The sequence below is a fragment of the Streptomyces sp. NPDC026672 genome, from assembly GCF_040638185.1.
GTDB lineage: Bacteria > Actinomycetota > Actinomycetes > Streptomycetales > Streptomycetaceae > Streptomyces.
On record NZ_JBEZXS010000069.1, the window covers coordinates 1 to 16,051 of the forward strand.

General features: G+C 72.0%; 13 protein-coding genes. 10 read left to right on the forward strand and 3 right to left on the reverse strand.

Features of this window, described 5'->3' with window-relative positions:
- The first annotated feature begins 301 nt into the window (after positions 1-301).
- Positions 302-1,891: a phosphoglycerate dehydrogenase gene (serA, locus tag AB0F77_RS40755; protein ID WP_361959061.1), complete on the forward strand. Its 1,590-nt coding sequence runs from the start codon at positions 302-304 to the stop codon at positions 1,889-1,891.
- 92 nt (positions 1,892-1,983) lie between these two features.
- Here the strand turns inward: serA and AB0F77_RS40760 are convergent, their stop codons facing one another.
- The gene (locus AB0F77_RS40760) at positions 1,984-3,537 is read right to left on the reverse strand and encodes an MFS transporter (RefSeq protein ID WP_361959064.1); all 1,554 of its coding nucleotides are present in this window, start codon (positions 3,535-3,537) and stop codon (positions 1,984-1,986) included.
- 109 nt (positions 3,538-3,646) lie between these two features.
- On the opposite strand from AB0F77_RS40760, the gene AB0F77_RS40765 reads away from it, so the two are divergent.
- Complete coding sequence (locus AB0F77_RS40765) at positions 3,647-4,258, forward strand: TetR/AcrR family transcriptional regulator (protein WP_361959067.1); 612 nt, start codon at positions 3,647-3,649, stop codon at positions 4,256-4,258.
- On the opposite strand, the gene AB0F77_RS40770 is transcribed toward AB0F77_RS40765, so the two are convergent.
- Positions 4,255-5,583: a helix-turn-helix domain-containing protein gene (locus AB0F77_RS40770; RefSeq protein ID WP_361959070.1), complete on the reverse strand. Its 1,329-nt coding sequence runs from the start codon at positions 5,581-5,583 to the stop codon at positions 4,255-4,257. The genes AB0F77_RS40765 and AB0F77_RS40770 overlap by 4 nt on opposite strands.
- 190 nt (positions 5,584-5,773) lie before the next feature.
- On the opposite strand from AB0F77_RS40770, the gene AB0F77_RS40775 reads away from it, so the two are divergent.
- From AB0F77_RS40775 to AB0F77_RS40800, 6 genes are all read left to right on the forward strand, one after another.
- Positions 5,774-6,700, forward strand: coding sequence for a proline dehydrogenase family protein (locus AB0F77_RS40775; protein WP_361959073.1), 927 nt, complete (start codon positions 5,774-5,776; stop codon positions 6,698-6,700).
- A gap of 39 nt (positions 6,701-6,739) precedes the next feature.
- Positions 6,740-8,371 (forward strand): L-glutamate gamma-semialdehyde dehydrogenase, encoded by a 1,632-nt coding sequence (gene pruA, locus AB0F77_RS40780; RefSeq protein ID WP_361959076.1) that lies wholly within the window; start codon positions 6,740-6,742, stop codon positions 8,369-8,371.
- A 77-nt stretch (positions 8,372-8,448) separates the two neighbouring features.
- Entirely contained in the window at positions 8,449-8,982 is a 534-nt protein-coding gene (locus tag AB0F77_RS40785; RefSeq protein ID WP_361959079.1) for a GNAT family N-acetyltransferase, read from the forward strand.
- 262 nt (positions 8,983-9,244) lie between these two features.
- Positions 9,245-9,376: a hypothetical protein gene (locus AB0F77_RS40790; protein ID WP_361959082.1), complete on the forward strand. Its 132-nt coding sequence runs from the start codon at positions 9,245-9,247 to the stop codon at positions 9,374-9,376.
- A gap of 182 nt (positions 9,377-9,558) precedes the next feature.
- Positions 9,559-10,602, forward strand: coding sequence for a 3-isopropylmalate dehydrogenase (locus AB0F77_RS40795; protein ID WP_361959085.1), 1,044 nt, complete (start codon positions 9,559-9,561; stop codon positions 10,600-10,602).
- Between the two features lie 250 nt (positions 10,603-10,852).
- Positions 10,853-11,944: a branched-chain amino acid aminotransferase gene (locus AB0F77_RS40800; protein WP_361959088.1), complete on the forward strand. Its 1,092-nt coding sequence runs from the start codon at positions 10,853-10,855 to the stop codon at positions 11,942-11,944.
- 155 nt (positions 11,945-12,099) lie between these two features.
- On the opposite strand, the gene AB0F77_RS40805 is transcribed toward AB0F77_RS40800, so the two are convergent.
- Positions 12,100-13,539 (reverse strand): cytosine permease, encoded by a 1,440-nt coding sequence (locus AB0F77_RS40805; protein ID WP_361959091.1) that lies wholly within the window; start codon positions 13,537-13,539, stop codon positions 12,100-12,102.
- 143 nt (positions 13,540-13,682) lie between these two features.
- On the opposite strand from AB0F77_RS40805, the gene ureA reads away from it, so the two are divergent.
- Both ureA and AB0F77_RS40815 read left to right on the forward strand, forming a co-directional pair.
- On the forward strand, positions 13,683-14,378 hold the full coding sequence (gene ureA / locus AB0F77_RS40810; RefSeq protein WP_361959094.1) for an urease subunit gamma: 696 nt from the start codon (positions 13,683-13,685) through the stop codon (positions 14,376-14,378).
- Positions 14,375-16,045, forward strand: coding sequence for an urease subunit alpha (locus AB0F77_RS40815; RefSeq protein WP_361959097.1), 1,671 nt, complete (start codon positions 14,375-14,377; stop codon positions 16,043-16,045). The genes ureA and AB0F77_RS40815 overlap by 4 nt, the downstream gene beginning before the upstream one ends.
- Positions 16,046-16,051 lie beyond the last annotated feature (6 nt).

Below are 16,051 nucleotides of genomic sequence, written 5' to 3' on the forward strand. Positions count from 1 at the left end.
CGCCCGGGGCCGGCGCCCCCCCGGGGCCGGGGGGGGGCCCCCCCGGGGGGCCCCCCCACCGCCGGACACCGCTCCCGGACCCTCGCACGTCGGCGAATCTCGTCCGGGTGATCCTTCCGCAGAGGCGCAGAACGAGATGCGCAGCGCCACTAGACTGCTGCACACAACGCGTCAGGCCCACAGCGTCGTGCGTCTTCCGCGGCTAGCCCCTCCTCCGCCTGCGGCCGTCGGGACGGCCGTCCGCATGCTCCCCCATAGCTCCAGAAGCTTGGGAGGTGCCTTCAACCTGTGAGGACCTCACGTGAGCTCGAAACCCGTCGTACTCATCGCTGAAGAGCTGTCGCCCGCGACCGTGGACGCGCTCGGCCCCGACTTCGAGATCCGGCACTGCAACGGTGCCGACCGGGCCGAACTGCTCCCGGCCATCGCCGAGGTGGACGCGATCCTGATTCGCTCCGCCACCAAGGTCGACGCCGAGGCCGTCGCCGCGGCCGGCAAGCTCAAGGTGGTCGCGCGAGCCGGCGTCGGCCTGGACAACGTCGACGTCTCCGCCGCCACCAAGGCCGGCGTCATGGTCGTCAACGCCCCGACGTCCAACATCGTGACCGCCGCCGAGCTGGCCTGCGGTCTGATCATCGCTTCCGCGCGCAACATCCCGCAGGCCAACGCCGCGCTGAAGAACGGCGAGTGGAAGCGCAGCAAGTACACGGGTGTGGAACTGGCCGAGAAGACCCTCGGTGTCATCGGCCTCGGCCGCATCGGCGCGCTCGTCGCGCAGCGCATGTCCGCCTTCGGCATGAAGGTCGTCGCCTACGACCCGTACGTGCAGCCCGCGCGCGCCGCCCAGATGGGCGTGAAGGTGCTGTCCCTCGACGAGCTGCTCGAGGTCTCCGACTTCATCACCGTGCACCTGCCGAAGACCCCCGAGACCGTGGGGCTCATCGGCGAGGAGGCGCTGCGCAAGGTCAAGCCGTCGGTGCGCATCGTCAACGCCGCCCGCGGTGGCATTGTCGACGAGGAGGCGCTGTACTCGGCGCTCAAGGAGGGCCGCGTCGCCGGCGCCGGCCTCGACGTGTACACGAAGGAGCCGTGCACCGACTCCCCGCTGTTCGAGTTCGACCAGGTCGTCGCCACCCCGCACCTCGGCGCCTCCACGGACGAGGCGCAGGAGAAGGCGGGCATCGCCGTCGCCAAGTCCGTGCGGCTCGCCCTCGCCGGTGAGCTGGTCCCGGACGCGGTGAACGTGCAGGGCGGGGTCATCGCCGAGGACGTCAAGCCGGGTCTGCCGCTCGCCGAGCGCCTGGGCCGGATCTTCACCGCGCTCGCGGGCGAGGTCGCGGTCCGCCTCGACGTCGAGGTGTACGGCGAGATCACCCAGCACGACGTGAAGGTGCTCGAACTGTCCGCGCTCAAGGGCGTGTTCGAGGACGTCGTCGCCGAGACCGTGTCGTACGTCAACGCCCCGCTGTTCGCCCAGGAGCGCGGTGTCGAGGTGCGGCTGACGACGAGCTCCGAGTCGACGGACCACCGCAACGTGGTCACCGTGCGGGGCACGCTCGCGGACGGCGAGGAGGTGTCGGTCTCCGGCACGCTGGCCGGCCCGAAGCACCTCCAGAAGATCGTCGCCGTGGGGGAGTACGACGTGGACCTCGCGCTCGCCGACCACATGGTCGTCCTGCGCTACGAGGACCGTCCCGGTGTCGTCGGCACCGTGGGCCGCATCCTCGGTGAGGCGGGCATCAACATCGCCGGCATGCAGGTCGCCCGTTCGGCGGTCGGCGGCGAGGCGCTGGCGGTGCTGACCGTGGACGACACGGTGGCCGTCGGTGTGCTCGGTGAGCTGGCGGCGGAGATCGGTGCGACGTCCGCCCGCTCGGTGAACCTGGTCTGAGGTGCCGTTGCTCGTCGGGTGACCGTCGTTCCAGGTCGCCGTCCCCGGGGGTTCCGCCTCCGGACCCCCGTTCGCCCTGAACGGGCTCGTCCTCAAACGCCGGACGGGCTGGTAGCCAGCTCGTCCGGCGTTTTGTCGCGCGGACGTACGCGGCGCAGGGTCACCGATGCGGTCACCGCCCCTGCGGCCAGCAGGACCGCTCCCGCCAGGGCCGCGTCGCGCATCCCGGTGGTGAATGCCTCGCGGGCTGCCGTGACCAGGGCCTCTCCCGCGCCGCCCGGCATCCGGGCCGCCGTCGCCAGCGCGCCGCCCAGCGTCTCGTGGGCCTCGGCCGGTGCCGACGCAGGCATCTCGTGGCGGTAGGCGGCCGTGCCGATCGAGCCGAGGACCGCCATCCCGAGCGCGCCGCCGAACTCCGTACCGGTTTCCATGAGCGAGGAGGCCGTGCCCGCCCGCTCGACCGGGGCCGTGCCCAGCACGAGGTCGGTCAGCTGGGACATCACCACGACGACCCCGGAGGCCAGCACGCCGGCGGCGGCCAGGACCAGCCAGAGGGAGTCGGTGCCGGCCAGGGCGAGCAGCGCGTAGCCGGCCGCGGTGACGGCGAAGCCGGTGGCGACGACGTGTCCGCGGCGGGCGCCCTTCTGCACGATCGCCGTCGTCGCCGGGGCCGCGCCGCCGATCAGCACCGACGGGAGCAGGCTCCACAGCGCCGCCTCCAGCGGGCTCTTGCCGAGCACGGACTGGAGGTACTGCGTGGTGAAGATCGCCGAGCCCATCATGCCGAACGCGGAGACCAGGGTCAGCACGATCGCCGGGGTGAAGCCCGCGCCGCGGAACAGGGCGGGAGGGATCATCGGGGACTCGGCCGCGCGCTGACGGCGGACGAACAGCGCGGCGAAGACGAGGCCGACGGCGACCGAGACGACGTACCGCACGTGCCAGCCCTCGGAGGGGATCTCCTTGAGGCCGTAGACGACGGGCAGTACGGCCGCCAGGGACAGGGGGACGCTCAGGCGGTCGAAGCGGCCGGGGGCCGGGTTCTTCGACTCGGGGAGCAGCAGCGGGCCGGCGATCAGCAGCAGGACCATGGCGGGCAGGTTCACCAGGAACACCGAGCCCCACCAGAAGTGCTCGACCAGGACGCCGCTCATCACCGAGCCGAGCGCGATCCCGCCCGTCATCACGCCGGACCAGAGGCCGATCGCCTTCGCGCGGTCGGCGGGGTGGGTGAACATCGTGCGCAGCAGCGCCATGGTCGAGGGCATCAGGGTGGCGCCGCCGACGCCGAGGATCGCACGGGCCGCGATCAGGGTCTCGGCGCTGTTCGCGTAGGCCGCGAGGACCGAGGCCCCGCCGAAGGCCGCGGCGCCCACGAGGAGGAGCCTGCGGCGGCCGATGCGGTCGCCGATCGAGCCCATGGTCATCAGCAGACCGGCCAGGACGAAGCCGTAGATGTCGAAGATCCACAGCTGCTGGGTGCCGGAGGGCTCCAGGTCCGCGCTGATCGCCGGGACGGCGAAGTAGAGGACGGAGACGTCCATCGAGACCAGGAGCAGCGGCAGCATCAGCACGCCGAGCGCCGTCCATGCGCGGCGGCCGGCGTGTGCGGGCGAGGTCGTGGTGGTGCTCGTCGGGTTCGTCATGCCGGGAAAGGTACGTGCGTATTAAACACCTGTCTAGCACGCACGTATAAATCGATCGTGTAAGTCGCTTGTCTGGGACGGTTGTATGAATCGGGGTAGGGTGGCGGGCATGGGACACCGTGAGGATCTGCTCGAAGGCGCCAAGCGCTGCCTGCTGGAGAAGGGGTTCGCGCGGACGACGGCGCGCGACATCGTCAGGGCGTCGGGGACCAACCTCGCCTCGATCGGCTACCACTACGGCTCGAAGGACGCGCTCCTCGCGCAGGCGTACGTCGCGCTGGTCGAGGGCATGTCCGATGCCTTCGAGGGCGCGGACGGCGCCGGGATCGCGGGGGCGCCGGGGTCGCTGGAGCGGTTCCGGGAGGTCTGGTCGAACATCGTCGCGACCATGCGGGAGCCCGGCTCGCTGTGGCGGCTCAGCATGGAGATCATGGCGATGGGCGACCAGCAGCCCGAGGTGCGCGACCACCTGGCCCGCGCCCAGCGCGAGGGCGGCCGGGGCTTCGTCTCCCTGCTCATGGGCGTACCGGAGGAGGAGGTCACCGACGAGAGCGCGGACACCGTCGGCCGGTTCTACCTTGTGCTGATGAGCGGGCTCATCGCCCAGTGGACCTTCGACCCGAAGACGGCCCCGGACGCCGACACCCTCACCGAGGGCCTGCGCCAGGTCGTCTCGGCCGCCGTGTCCGCCCAGCCGTCCGGCGGGGTCGGCGAAGGTTAGAGCCGCGCCCCCTTGAGGGCCATGTGGAGGAGCAGGCGGTCCTCGCCGTCGGTCAGGTCGAGGCCCGTCAGCTGCTCCACGCGGGAGAGGCGGTAGTAGAGGGTCTGGCGGTGGATGCCCAACTCGGTCGCCGTGCGGGCCGCCTGGCCGGCGCGGTCGAGGTAGACCTCGGCGGTGCGGGCCAGTTCGTGGTGGGCCGGGGTGAGGAGCGGGGCCACCGCCGGATCGTGCGCGGCCCGCGGGGGCAGCGAGGTCAGCAGGCGGTACGGCCCGATCCGCGACCACTCGGCGACGGGCCCGAGGCCCGGCTCGGCCAGCGCGGCCCGTGCCGCCCCCGTCGCCTCCTGCCAGGCGAGGCCCAGCGAGGCCAGCCCCTCGCGTGGGGCGGCGATCCCGGCGGCGGTCGTCAGGATGCCACCGGCGGTCCGTCCCCGGCCGGCGCCCTCCGTCCGTTCCGGCCGCCGTCCCGGGCCCGTACCCTCCGCTTTTTCCGGTCGCCGGCCAGGGCCCGCTCCCTCCTGACCCTCCGTCCGCTCCGGCGGCCGGCCCGGGGTCAGGGCCGCGGCCCGTTCCAGCAGCCGGCCGGCCGCCGACACCGCCGCCGCTGCCGTGCCCGTCGAGCGCAGCCGCACCAGCAGGGCCAGGGACTGGGCCGTCGTCCCCCACGGGATCGTGCACAGGGCGGCCACGCCGGGCAGGGTGCGCACCGAGGGGGCGTCCTCGGGGTCGGCGGAGGGCCAGGCGGCGACGCACACCACCGTGTGGGGACCCTCCGCGCGGGGGCCGAGGGCGGTGCGCAGCTCGGCCACGGCCATGTCCCGCTGCCAGTCCCGCTCCGCCGTCAGCACCGCCCGCAGCTCCCGGGTCAGATCGGCCCCGGCCTGGGCCTCGTCGGCGAGGAGCGCACCGATGCGGGCGGCCACCCGCATGGCGGCGGCCAGTTGCCGCTCGCCCGGCCCCGGATCGTCGGCCAGCAGCCAGACGTACCCGAGGACGACGCCCCGATGGCGCACCGGGAGGCAGATCCGTCCCCGGTACACGCCCGCCTCCGGGGTGGGCGGGATGCGGACCGGGCCCGTCGCGCGGGTGATGCCGAAGCCCTCGAACCAGGTGCGGACGGCGGCCGTGGAGCGCCGGGTCAGGATCGAGCGGGTGCGGACGGGGTCCAGCGCGGACGCGTCCAGCTCGTCGTCGCTGTCGTAGGCGCCGAAGGCGATCAGTTCGAAGTCGCGGTTCTCCAGCGTCGCCGGGGCGCCGAGCAGCTCCGAGATCTCGTCCACCAGCTCCTGGTAGTCACCCCTGTAGCCCTTGTGGTCCACCGTCATTCGGGCATTCTCCCGCATTTCCCGGAAGCCTTCATACATCTGTCTGAGATCCTGCACGGGGATGCGTGACAGCTGTCGATGGCCGACGATCGGAGGGATCCTTAGGTTTCACGGTGGTTCTCCGTGCCGTACCCGACACCTCACCCGTCGGTGCTGCGGCCTTCTCCCGGCCTTGTTGTGGAGGTGCCCCGTGCTGGGTCCCGTGATTCTCGCCGCGTCGCGCAGCGACCGGATGCGACGCCTGATCTCGGCGGCCCCGGTGACCAAGCAGGTCGTCGACCGCTTCATCCCCGGCGAGACCGTCGAGGACATCGTGCCCATCGTCAAGGACCTGACCGCCAGGGGCCTGGAGCTGACCATGGACGTGGTCGGCGAGGACATCACCACCCCGGCGCAGGCCGCCGCCGCCCGTGACGCCTACCTGGAGCTGGTCGGCCGGCTCGCCGAGCTGGAGCTCGGGCCGCGGGTCGAGATGTCCGTGAAGCTGTCGCTGTTCGGCCAGTCCCTGCCGGGCGGCCACGAGCTGGCCCTCGCCAATGTCCGCCCGGTCGTCGAGGCCGCCGCCGCCATCGGTACGACGGTCACGCTCGACGCCGAGGACCACACCACGCTCGACTCGATGTTCGCCATCCACGAGGAGCTGCGGAAGGACTTCCCGCAGACCGGCTGTGTCATCCAGGCGTACCTGTTCCGGACCGAGGCCGACGCGCGCCGCCTCGCCGCGAGCGGCAGCCGGGTGCGGCTGGTGAAGGGCGCGTACAAGGAGCCCGCCGAGGTCGCGTACCAGCAGAAGCACGAGATCGACAAGGCGTACGTCCGTGTCCTGCGGACCCTGATGGAGGGCGAGGGGTACCCGATGGTCGGCTCCCACGACCCGCGCCTCGTCTCCATCGCCCAGGAACTGGCCCGCAAGGCCGGGCGCAAGCTGGACGAGTACGAGTTCCAGATGCTGTACGGCATCCGCGGCGACGAACACCTGCGGCTCGCCGCCGAGGGCCACCGCATGCGCGTCTACACCGCCTACGGCACCGACTGGTACGGCTACTTCATGCGGCGCCTCGCGGAGAAGCCGGCCAACCTGCGGTTCTTCATGCGAAGCATGGTCAGCAAGGGCTGAGCCCGAACACCCGCTCACGTACAAGGAGTTACGGATCTCATGGACGCTGTGACCCAGGTCCCCACCCCCGTCAACGAGCCGGTGCACGGCTACGCCCCCGGCTCGCCCGAGCGCGCCCGGCTGGAGGCCAGGCTCAAGGAGCTGGCCGAGAACCCGGTCGACCTGCCCATGACCATCGGCGGGGAGCGGCGGATGGGCGGCGGCGAGCCCTTCCAGGTCGTCCAGCCGCACCACCACAAGTCCGTCATCGGCACCCTGCGCAACGCCACGCAGCAGGACGCGCGGGACGCCATCGACGCGGCCCTCGCCGCCGCCCCCGCCTGGCGCGCGATGTCCTTCGACGACCGCGCCGCGATCATCCTGCGCGCGGCCGAGCTGCTGGCGGGCCCGTGGCGCGAGACCATCGCCGCCTCCACCATGCTCGGCCAGTCGAAGACCGCCCAGCAGGCCGAGATCGACACCCCCTGCGAACTGGTCGACTTCTGGCGCTTCAACGTCCACTACGCCCGCCAGATCCTGGCCGAGCAGCCGCCGGCCAACTCCCCGGGCGTGTGGAACCGTCTCGACCACCGCCCGCTGGAGGGCTTCGTCTACGCGATCACGCCGTTCAACTTCGGCGCCATCGCGGGCAACCTGCCCACCGCGCCCGCCCTGATGGGCAACGTCGTGGTGTGGAAGCCGTCCCCGACGCAGACCCACGCCGCCGTGCTGATCATGCGCCTCCTGGAGGAGGCCGGGCTGCCCAAGGGCGTCATCAACCTCGTCACCGGTGACGGCATCGAGGTCTCGAAGGTCGCCCTGGAGCACCGGGACCTCGCCGGTGTCCACTTCACCGGTTCGACCAGGACCTTCCAGTACCTGTGGAAGACGATCGGCAACAACATCGAGAAGTACCGCTCGTACCCGCGCCTCGTCGGCGAGACCGGCGGCAAGGACTTCGTCGTCGCCCACCCGAGCGCCGACCGCGCCGTCCTCAAGACGGCCCTGACGCGCGGTGCCTTCGAGTACCAGGGCCAGAAGTGCAGCGCCACCTCCCGCGCCTACGTCCCGGCCTCCATCTGGAACTCCGGTTTCAAGGAGGAGTTCGCGGCCGAGGTCGACGGGCTGAGCATGGGTGACGTCACCGACCTGTCGCACTTCATCGGCGCCGTCATCGACGAGCGTGCCTTCGCCAAGAACAAGGCCGCGATCGACCGCGCGAAGCAGGACCCGACCTGCACGATCGTCGCGGGCGGCTCCTACGACGACTCGGTCGGCTACTTCGTGCGCCCGACCGTCGTGGAGTGCGCCGACCCGGAGAACGAGGTGTTCCGCACCGAGTACTTCGGCCCGTTCCTCGCCGTGCACGTCTACGAGGACGACGCGTACGAGGAGATGCTGACCCAGATGGAGTCGGTGTCGGACTACGCCCTGACCGGCTCGGTCATCGCGGGCGACCGCGCCGCGGCGGCCCACACGATGGAGCGGCTGCGGTACGCGGCCGGCAACTTCTACATCAACGACAAGTCGACCGGCGCCGTGGTCGGCCAGCAGCCCTTCGGCGGCGGCCGTGCCTCCGGCACCAACGACAAGGCCGGCGCCCCGCAGAACCTGCTGCGCTGGACCCTGACCCGGTCCATCAAGGAGGCCCTGGTGCCCCCGACCGACTACACCTACCCGCACATGGGCTGACCCCCCGTTCCACGGGCCGGGAAGCCCACCCCCTCCGGGGCTTCCCGGCCCGTTCCCATGCCCGCGACACTCCTGCCATGGACCTGCGCACCAGTCCCACCCCCGGCCTGACCCCGTCCGAACTGCGCTCCGTGCGGGCCCTCCTGGACGCCGCCTTCGAGGGGGACTTCACCGAATCGGACTGGCACCACTGTCTGGGCGGCCTCCACGCCCTCGTCCACGACGGCACGGGGCTCGTCGCGCACGGGTCGGTGGTCCCGCGGTGGGCGCGGCACGCGGGACGGTGGTTGCGCGTCGGGTACGTGGAAGCGGTCGCCGTGCGCGCCGACGCACGCCGTGCCGGACTGGGCGGCCGGATCATGGCGGCGCTGGAGGCCGTGATCGACCGGGCCCACGACCTCGGAGCCCTCTCGGCGAGCGAGGACGGCGCACCGCTCTACGCGGCCCGGGGCTGGGAGGTCTGGCCGGGACGGATCCTGGCGCTCTCCCCGGCCGGGCCCGTGCGGCTCACCGACGAGGAGGGGACCCTGCGGGTGCGTCCCGCGCTCGCGGGACCGCTCTCCCCGGAGGCCGGGCTGGTCTTCGACTGGCGTGACGGGGACGTGCTCTGAGCGGGAGGGCGGATCGGGAAGACGCAGGTCGGAGGGGTGCGGGGAAGGGGGCCGTCTCAGATAGTAGGAAGTCCGAGTAATTGTGGAGACAGTCAGGGCTTCCTCGCTTAACTTTGTAGGAGCCGAACGTCTCGCTCGATCAAGCGAATGGCGGTCGTGAGCCGGGCCCCTGGCAGGCAACCCCTGCGGCACCGCTCCCCGCCCCTTCCGGCGTCTCCCCTTTCCTTGCCGTACTCCCCGTGTGTCGAAGGAGTCGATCATCATGGCCGAGACGACCGTCCGCCGCCGGGTCCGCCACGTCTCCCGTAGCAGCGAGTCCGACCGCAAGAACGCCGCCGCCGCCCTCCAGCGCGCCCTCGACCGCCGGGACAACGGCGGCCAGACCGGCCACTGAGCCGGCGCACCACCACCGAACCGGGAGCCGCACCCGCCGGGGTGCGGCGCGGTCCCAGCGACCGCGCCGCACCTCGAACCTGTCGATCCGCGGGACGCCTGGGCGCCCGTCGGAGCGCGTGCCGCGTGTCCGTATGGCGGACACGCCATGTCATCCCATGGGACGAGGAGTAGGGTGCCCGCATGTCTCGCAGCATCAACCTCGCAGTGATCCCCGGTGACGGCATCGGCCAGGAAGTCGTGGCCGAAGGCCTCAAGGTGCTCTCCGCCGTCCTCCCGCAGGACGTGAAGCTGGAGACCAAGGAGTACGACTTCGGCGCCAAGCGCTACCACGCCACCGGTGAGACCCTCACCGACGCCGACCTCGACGAGCTGAAGCAGCACGACGCCATCCTGCTCGGCGCCATCGGCGACCCGAGCGTGCCCTCCGGCGTCCTGGAGCGCGGCTTCCTGCTCAAGCTCCGCTTCGCCTTCGACCACCACGTCAACCTGCGCCCCTCCAAGCTGCTCCCCGGCGTCGCCACCCCGCTCGCCGGCCAGCCGGAGATCGACTTCGTCGTGGTCCGCGAAGGCACCGAGGGCCCCTACACGGGCAACGGCGGCACCATCCGCAAGGGCACCCCGCACGAGGTCGCCACCGAGGTCTCCGTGAACACGGCCTACGGTGTCGAGCGGGTCGTCCGGGACGCCTTCGCCCGCGCCCAGGCCCGCCCGCGCAAGAAGCTCACGCTGGTCCACAAGAACAACGTGCTGGCCTTCGCCGGACACCTGTGGACGAACGTCTTCAACAAGGTGGCCGAGGAGTTCCCCGAGGTCACCACCGACTACATCCACGTGGACGCGGCCACCATCTTCCTGGTGACCCAGCCCGAGCGCTTCGACGTGATCGTCACCGACAACCTGTTCGGCGACATCATCACCGACCTCGCCGCGGCCGTCTCCGGCGGCATCGGCGTCGCCGCCTCCGGCAACATCAACCCCGGCGGCGAGTTCCCGTCCATGTTCGAGCCCGTCCACGGCTCGGCCCCGGACATCGCCGGTCAGGGCAAGGCCGACCCCACGGCCACCGTCCTGTCCGTCGCCCTCCTGCTGCGCCACCTCGGCTACGACACCGAGGCGGTCCGCATCGAGGACGCCGTCTCCGCCGACCTCGGCGAGCGCGGCGACCTGCCGGCCCGCAGCACCTCCGCGATCGGCGACGCGCTCTCCGTACGAGTAGCCGGCTGACCCGCCGCGCCGCGAAGACCATTCGAAGCCGTCGGGTAGCACAGCGCCCGGCGGCTTCCCCCTGTCCCCGCCGGGTGCCACCATCGACCCCCTGGGCCGTATTCACCCCGATTCCTTCCCCCGTGGTCCCCGCGTGATAATCGGACGCGGAGCCGCGGTACGAGGAAATGCTCGGACGTCCTAGCACAGGCGAAGGAGTGTCCGCGCGGGTGCGCGGCCCGTCACTACAACCGGTGAAGGACAACCACTCATGACGACGCCCACGATCGAGCTCAAGCCCTCCGCACGTCCGTTGCCCGCCGCGGAGCGCGAGGCGATCCTGGCCAGCCCCGGGTTCGGCCGCCACTTCACCGACCACATGGTGACGATCAAGTGGACCGAGGGCCGGGGCTGGCACGACGGCCAGCTCGTTCCGTACGCGCCGATCCCGCTCGATCCGGCGACCAGCGTCCTCCACTACGCCCAGGAGATCTTCGAGGGTCTCAAGGCGTACCGCCGGCCCGACGGCTCCGTGGCCACCTTCCGCCCGGACCAGAACGCCCTGCGCTTCCAGCGTTCCGCCCGCCGGCTCGCCATGCCCGAGCTACCGGTCGAGACCTTCGTCGAGGCGTGCGACCTCCTCGTCCGCCAGGACAAGGACTGGGTGCCCGCGCACGGCGGCGAGGAGTCCCTCTACCTGCGCCCGTTCATGATCGCCACCGAGGTCGGACTGGGCGTCAGGCCCGCCAACGAGTACCTCTTCCTCGTCATCGCCTCCCCGGCGGGCGCCTACTTCCCCGGTGGTGTGCAGCCCGTCTCCATCTGGGCCTCCGAGGACCGGGTCCGCGCCGTGCCCGGCGGCATGGGCGACGCCAAGACCGGCGGCAACTACGCGGCCTCCCTGCTCGCCCAGGCCGAGGCCGCCGCGCAGGGCTGCGACCAGGTCTGCTATCTCGACGCGGTCGAGCACCAGTGGGTCGAGGAACTCGGCGGCATGAACCTGTACTTCGTGTACGGCGACCGGATCGTCACGCCCACGCTCACCGGTTCGATCCTGGAGGGCGTCACCCGCGACTCCCTGCTCACCGTCGCCCGTGACCTCGGCTACCGCGCCGAGGAGGGCCGTGTCTCGCTCGACCAGTGGCAGCGCGACTCGGAGGACGGCACCCTCACCGAGGTCTTCGCCTGCGGCACCGCCGCCGTGATCACCCCGGTCGGCACCGTCAAGCGCAGCTCCGGCGCCGAGTGGAAGCAGTCCGGCGGTGAGCCCGGCGAGGTCACGCGGCGGCTGCGCGCGGCCCTTCTCGACATCCAGCGCGGTGTCACGGAGGACAAGCACGGCTGGATGCACCTTCTCGGCTGAGGGCTTGGCCGGGGGTGCGGGGACGTGGTTGCGGCGTTCGTCGACGGCTGCGGCTGTGTTGTGGCCGGTCGCGCCCGCGCGGCGGAGCCGCATGTCGATACGGCCCCGCGCCCCTTCGGGGGCGCGGGTGAGCCCGGCGGCTTCAGGGTGCTGGGCTAGGCGTCCGTTTTGGTCAGGGTTGCCGCTGGGGCTTCGTCCGCGGTGGCCCTGGCTGCTGTCGCCGTCGGCGACAGCAGCAGGTAGGTGAGGCCGCCGACCGCGCCGGACAGCAGGAAGCTGCAGTCCACGCCGCCGGTCAGGGACAGCAGCGGGCCCTCGTACGAGGGCAGTGAGACCGCGAGCAGGCCGACGCCCGCGCCGACGGCCCAGGAGACCGTCGCCGGAATGTTCCAGCCCGCCCGGTACCAGTAGATCCCGCCCCGGGAGCGGCGGTTGAAGACCTGGAGGGCGCCGGCGTCGTACCGGCCGCGGCTGCGGGCGAAGCCGATGAGGGTGATGACGGCCCAGGGGGTGCCGATGGCGGTGAGCAGGAGCACGAAGGACGTCATCGCGGACTGGGCGTTCCAGGCGTAGTGGCCGACGAACACACAGACGGTGGCGACCACGGCGACCGTGCAGGTGGCCCGTGCCCGGGAGGCGCGCGGCAGGATCGCGTCCAGGTCGAGGCCCATGGAGTAGAGCATCAGACCGGCGTTGCCGACCGAGCCCGCGGAGGCGGCGAGCAGCAGCGGGAGCAGGTACCAGCCGGGGGCGACGGAGACCAGCGGGCCCGCGTAGTCGAGCGCCGAGTGGGCGGCGTACGCGGTGAAGGTGCCGAACAGCTGGGGGACGAGCAGGCCGAGGACCAGGCCGAGCCAGGTGGCGTGCAGGACGCGGCGGGAGGAGTGGCGGGCGGGGGAGATGTAGCGGGTGTAGTCGCCGAGCAGGGTGATGAAGGCGATGGGTCCGGACAGTCCCGCGGCCACGGCCGCCAGCAGCCAGGTGGGCCAGAAGCCGCCGAGCAGATAGCCGCCCGCGTCGGACAGCGGGGCGGTGCCGAAGTGCGGGGCGTACGCGATCACGCCGAGCACCAGCAGGACCGTCATGCCGACCGCGAGGACGCGGGACATGGCGAGCAGCACCTTGTAGCCGTAGACGGCGCCCGCGACGGTGGCCGCGGCCAGCACCGCGTAGACCACGGCGTACGCGAATCCGTCCGCGGGCAGGCCGAACAGCCGGCCGAGGACGCCCACCATCACGTCGCCGCCGATCCACACGGTCAGCGCCGTGTAGCCGAGGGCCAGCAGCAGGCCGACGACCGAGCCGACCAGCCGGCCGCGCACCCCGAACTGGGCGCCGGAGGACGTGGACAGGTTGGTCGCGGTGCGCAGCGAGACCAGCGCGAGCGGCGCGGTGAGGACCGTGCCGACGAGGGTGCCGACGACCATCGAGCTGACCGAGGCCCACCAGCCGAGCCCGAAGGAGGGCGGCAGCCAGCCGAAGATGATCACACCGAGACAGAGGTTGGACCCCAGCAGGATCGAGACGAGGTCTCGGGGCCCGCTGGTGCGTTCCGCTTCCGGGATGGTGTCGACCCCGCGCTGTTCGATCGGCATGGCTGGTCTCCTTCGACGGCCGCCTGAGTGTTAGAGCGACGTTCAATGTGTGTCAGTAGTTTCCTGCTGTCAATGTTTCCGATCCATGAAATCGACGTTTAGAGTGATGCTCTAACACCTGGAAGGCAAGGAGGTGCCGGAACGTGCGACTGACGCCCACGGAACGTGACCGGCTGCTGCTGTTCTCCGCCGCCGAACTGGCCCGCTCCCGCAAGGCGCGCGGCCTCAGGCTCAATGTCCCGGAGGCCACCGCGCTGATCGCCGACACGGTCTGCGAGGCCGCCCGCGACGGTGCCCGCCTCGCCGAGGCGATCGACCGCGCCCGCGCCGCGCTCGGTCCGGACGACGTCCTGCCGGGCGTCGCCGACGTCGTCACCGAGGTGCACGTCGAGGCCGTCTTCGACGACGGCTCCCGGCTCGCGATCGTCACCGACCCGATCGGCGGCAGCCTCGGCGACGCGGCCCCGGGCGCGCTGCTGCCGGGCCCGGAGCACAGCGAGCCGGCCGCGACCGTACGGGTCACGGTCACCAACACCGCGAGCGTGCCGGTCTCCGTCACCTCCCACTTCCACTTCTTCGAGGCCAACCCGCGCCTCGACTTCCCGCGCGCCGCCGCCTACGGGATGCGGCTCGCCGTGCCCGCCGGGTCCTCCGTGCGGTTCGGGCCGGGGGAGAGCAGCGAGGTCGGACTGCTGCCCATCGGCGGCGACCGCGTCGCGATCGGCTTCGCCGGGCTCGTCGACGGGCCGCTGGACGCGCCGGGCGCCCGCGAGGAGGCCCTGCGCCGGGCCGCCGCCTGCGGCTACCTGGGCGCGAACGGCCCCGGAGGAGAGCGATGAACCCCTACGAGTACGCCGCCACCCACGGCCCCCGCGCCGGCGACCGGGTCCGACTCGGCGACTCGGGCCTGGTGATCCGCGTCGAGTCCGACGCCCAGCGGCCCGGCGACGAGTTCCTCGCCGGGTTCGGCAAGACCGCCCGCGACGGACTGCACCTCAAGGCCGCCGCCGTCCGCGCGACCTGCGACGTCGTGATCAGCAACGTCGTCGTGATCGACGCCGTGCAGGGCATCCGCAAGGTGTCCATCGGCATCCGCGAGGGCCGCATCCACGCCATCGGCCGCGCCGGCAACCCCGACACCCTCGACGGAGTGGACGTCGTGGTCGGCACCGGCACCTCCATCGTGTCCGGCGAGGGGCTCATCGCCACCGCGGGCGCCGTCGACACCCATGTCCATCTGCTGTCGCCGCGCATCATGGAGGCGTCCCTCGCCTCCGGCGTCACCACGATCATCGGCCAGGAGTTCGGGCCGGTGTGGGGCGTCGGCGTCAACTCGCCCTGGGCGCTGCGGCACGCGTTCAACGCCTTCGACGCCTGGCCCGTCAACATCGGCTTCCTGGGCCGGGGTTCCTCCTCGGACCCCGCGCCCCTCGTCGAGGCGCTGGCCGAGGGCGGCGCGTCCGGGTTCAAGGTCCACGAGGACATGGGCGCCCACACCCGCGCCCTGGACACCGCGCTGCGGGTCGCCGAGGAGCACGACGTCCAGGTCGCCCTGCACAGCGACGGGCTGAACGAGTGCCTCTCCGTCGAGGACACGCTGCGGGTGCTGGAGGGCCGCACCATCCACGCCTTCCACATCGAGGGCTGCGGCGGCGGACACGTCCCCAACGTCCTGAAGATGGCCGGGGTCCCGAACGTCATCGGCTCCTCCACCAACCCCACCCTGCCCTTCGGCCGGGACGCGGTCGCCGAGCACTACGGCATGATCGTCTCCGTCCACGACCTCAAGACCGACCTGCCCGGTGACGCCGCCATGGCCCGCGACCGCATCCGCGCGGGGACGATGGGCGCCGAGGACGTCCTGCACGACCTGGGCGCCATCGGCATCACCTCGTCGGACGCACAGGGCATGGGCCGCGCCGGGGAGACCGTGCGCCGCACCTTCGCGATGGCCGGCAAGATGAAGGCCGAGCTGGGCGCCACCGGGGACGACGACAACGAGCGGGTCCTGCGCTACATCGCCAAGCTGACCGTCAACCCCGCGATCGCGCACGGCCTTTCGCACGAGGTCGGCTCCATCGAGGTGGGCAGGCTGGCCGACATCGTGCTGTGGCGGCCGGAGTACTTCGGCGCCAAGCCCCAGCTCGTCCTCAAGGCCGGCTTCCCGGCCTACGGCGTGGTGGGCGACCCCAATGCCGCCACCGACACCTGCGAACCCCTCGTCCTGGGACCGCAGTTCGGCGCGCACGGGGCGACCCCGGCCGACCTCTCGGTCGCCTTCGTCGCGCGGGCCGCCCTGGAACAGGGCAACGACACGATGCCGACGCGCCGCCGCAGGGTCGCCGTCCGCGGCACCCGCGGCATCGGACCGGCGGACCTGCGCCTCAACTCCCGTACCGGCGCCGTCGACGTCGACCAGCGCACCGGACTGGTCACCCTCGACGGCGAGCCGCTGCGCTCCGAGCCCGCCGACGCGGTCTCCCTCAACCGCCTCTACTTCCTCTAGGACTGA

Bases quoted from the DNA above. Each gene is read 5' to 3' on its own strand.
- AB0F77_RS40790 (WP_361959082.1), top strand. From the start codon at position 9,245: ATGGCCGAGACGACCGTCCGCCGCCGGGTCCGCCACGTCTCCCGTAGC.
- AB0F77_RS40765 (WP_361959067.1), top strand. From the start codon at position 3,647: ATGGGACACCGTGAGGATCTGCTCGAAGGCGCCAAGCGCTGCCTGCTG.
- AB0F77_RS40800 (WP_361959088.1), top strand. From the start codon at position 10,853: ATGACGACGCCCACGATCGAGCTCAAGCCCTCCGCACGTCCGTTGCCC.
- pruA (WP_361959076.1), top strand. From the start codon at position 6,740: ATGGACGCTGTGACCCAGGTCCCCACCCCCGTCAACGAGCCGGTGCAC.
- AB0F77_RS40770 (WP_361959070.1), bottom strand. From the start codon at position 5,583: ATGACGGTGGACCACAAGGGCTACAGGGGTGACTACCAGGAGCTGGTG.
- AB0F77_RS40815 (WP_361959097.1), top strand. From the start codon at position 14,375: ATGAACCCCTACGAGTACGCCGCCACCCACGGCCCCCGCGCCGGCGAC.
- AB0F77_RS40760 (WP_361959064.1), bottom strand. From the start codon at position 3,537: ATGACGAACCCGACGAGCACCACCACGACCTCGCCCGCACACGCCGGC.
- AB0F77_RS40795 (WP_361959085.1), top strand. From the start codon at position 9,559: ATGTCTCGCAGCATCAACCTCGCAGTGATCCCCGGTGACGGCATCGGC.
- AB0F77_RS40805 (WP_361959091.1), bottom strand. From the start codon at position 13,539: ATGCCGATCGAACAGCGCGGGGTCGACACCATCCCGGAAGCGGAACGC.
- AB0F77_RS40785 (WP_361959079.1), top strand. From the start codon at position 8,449: ATGGACCTGCGCACCAGTCCCACCCCCGGCCTGACCCCGTCCGAACTG.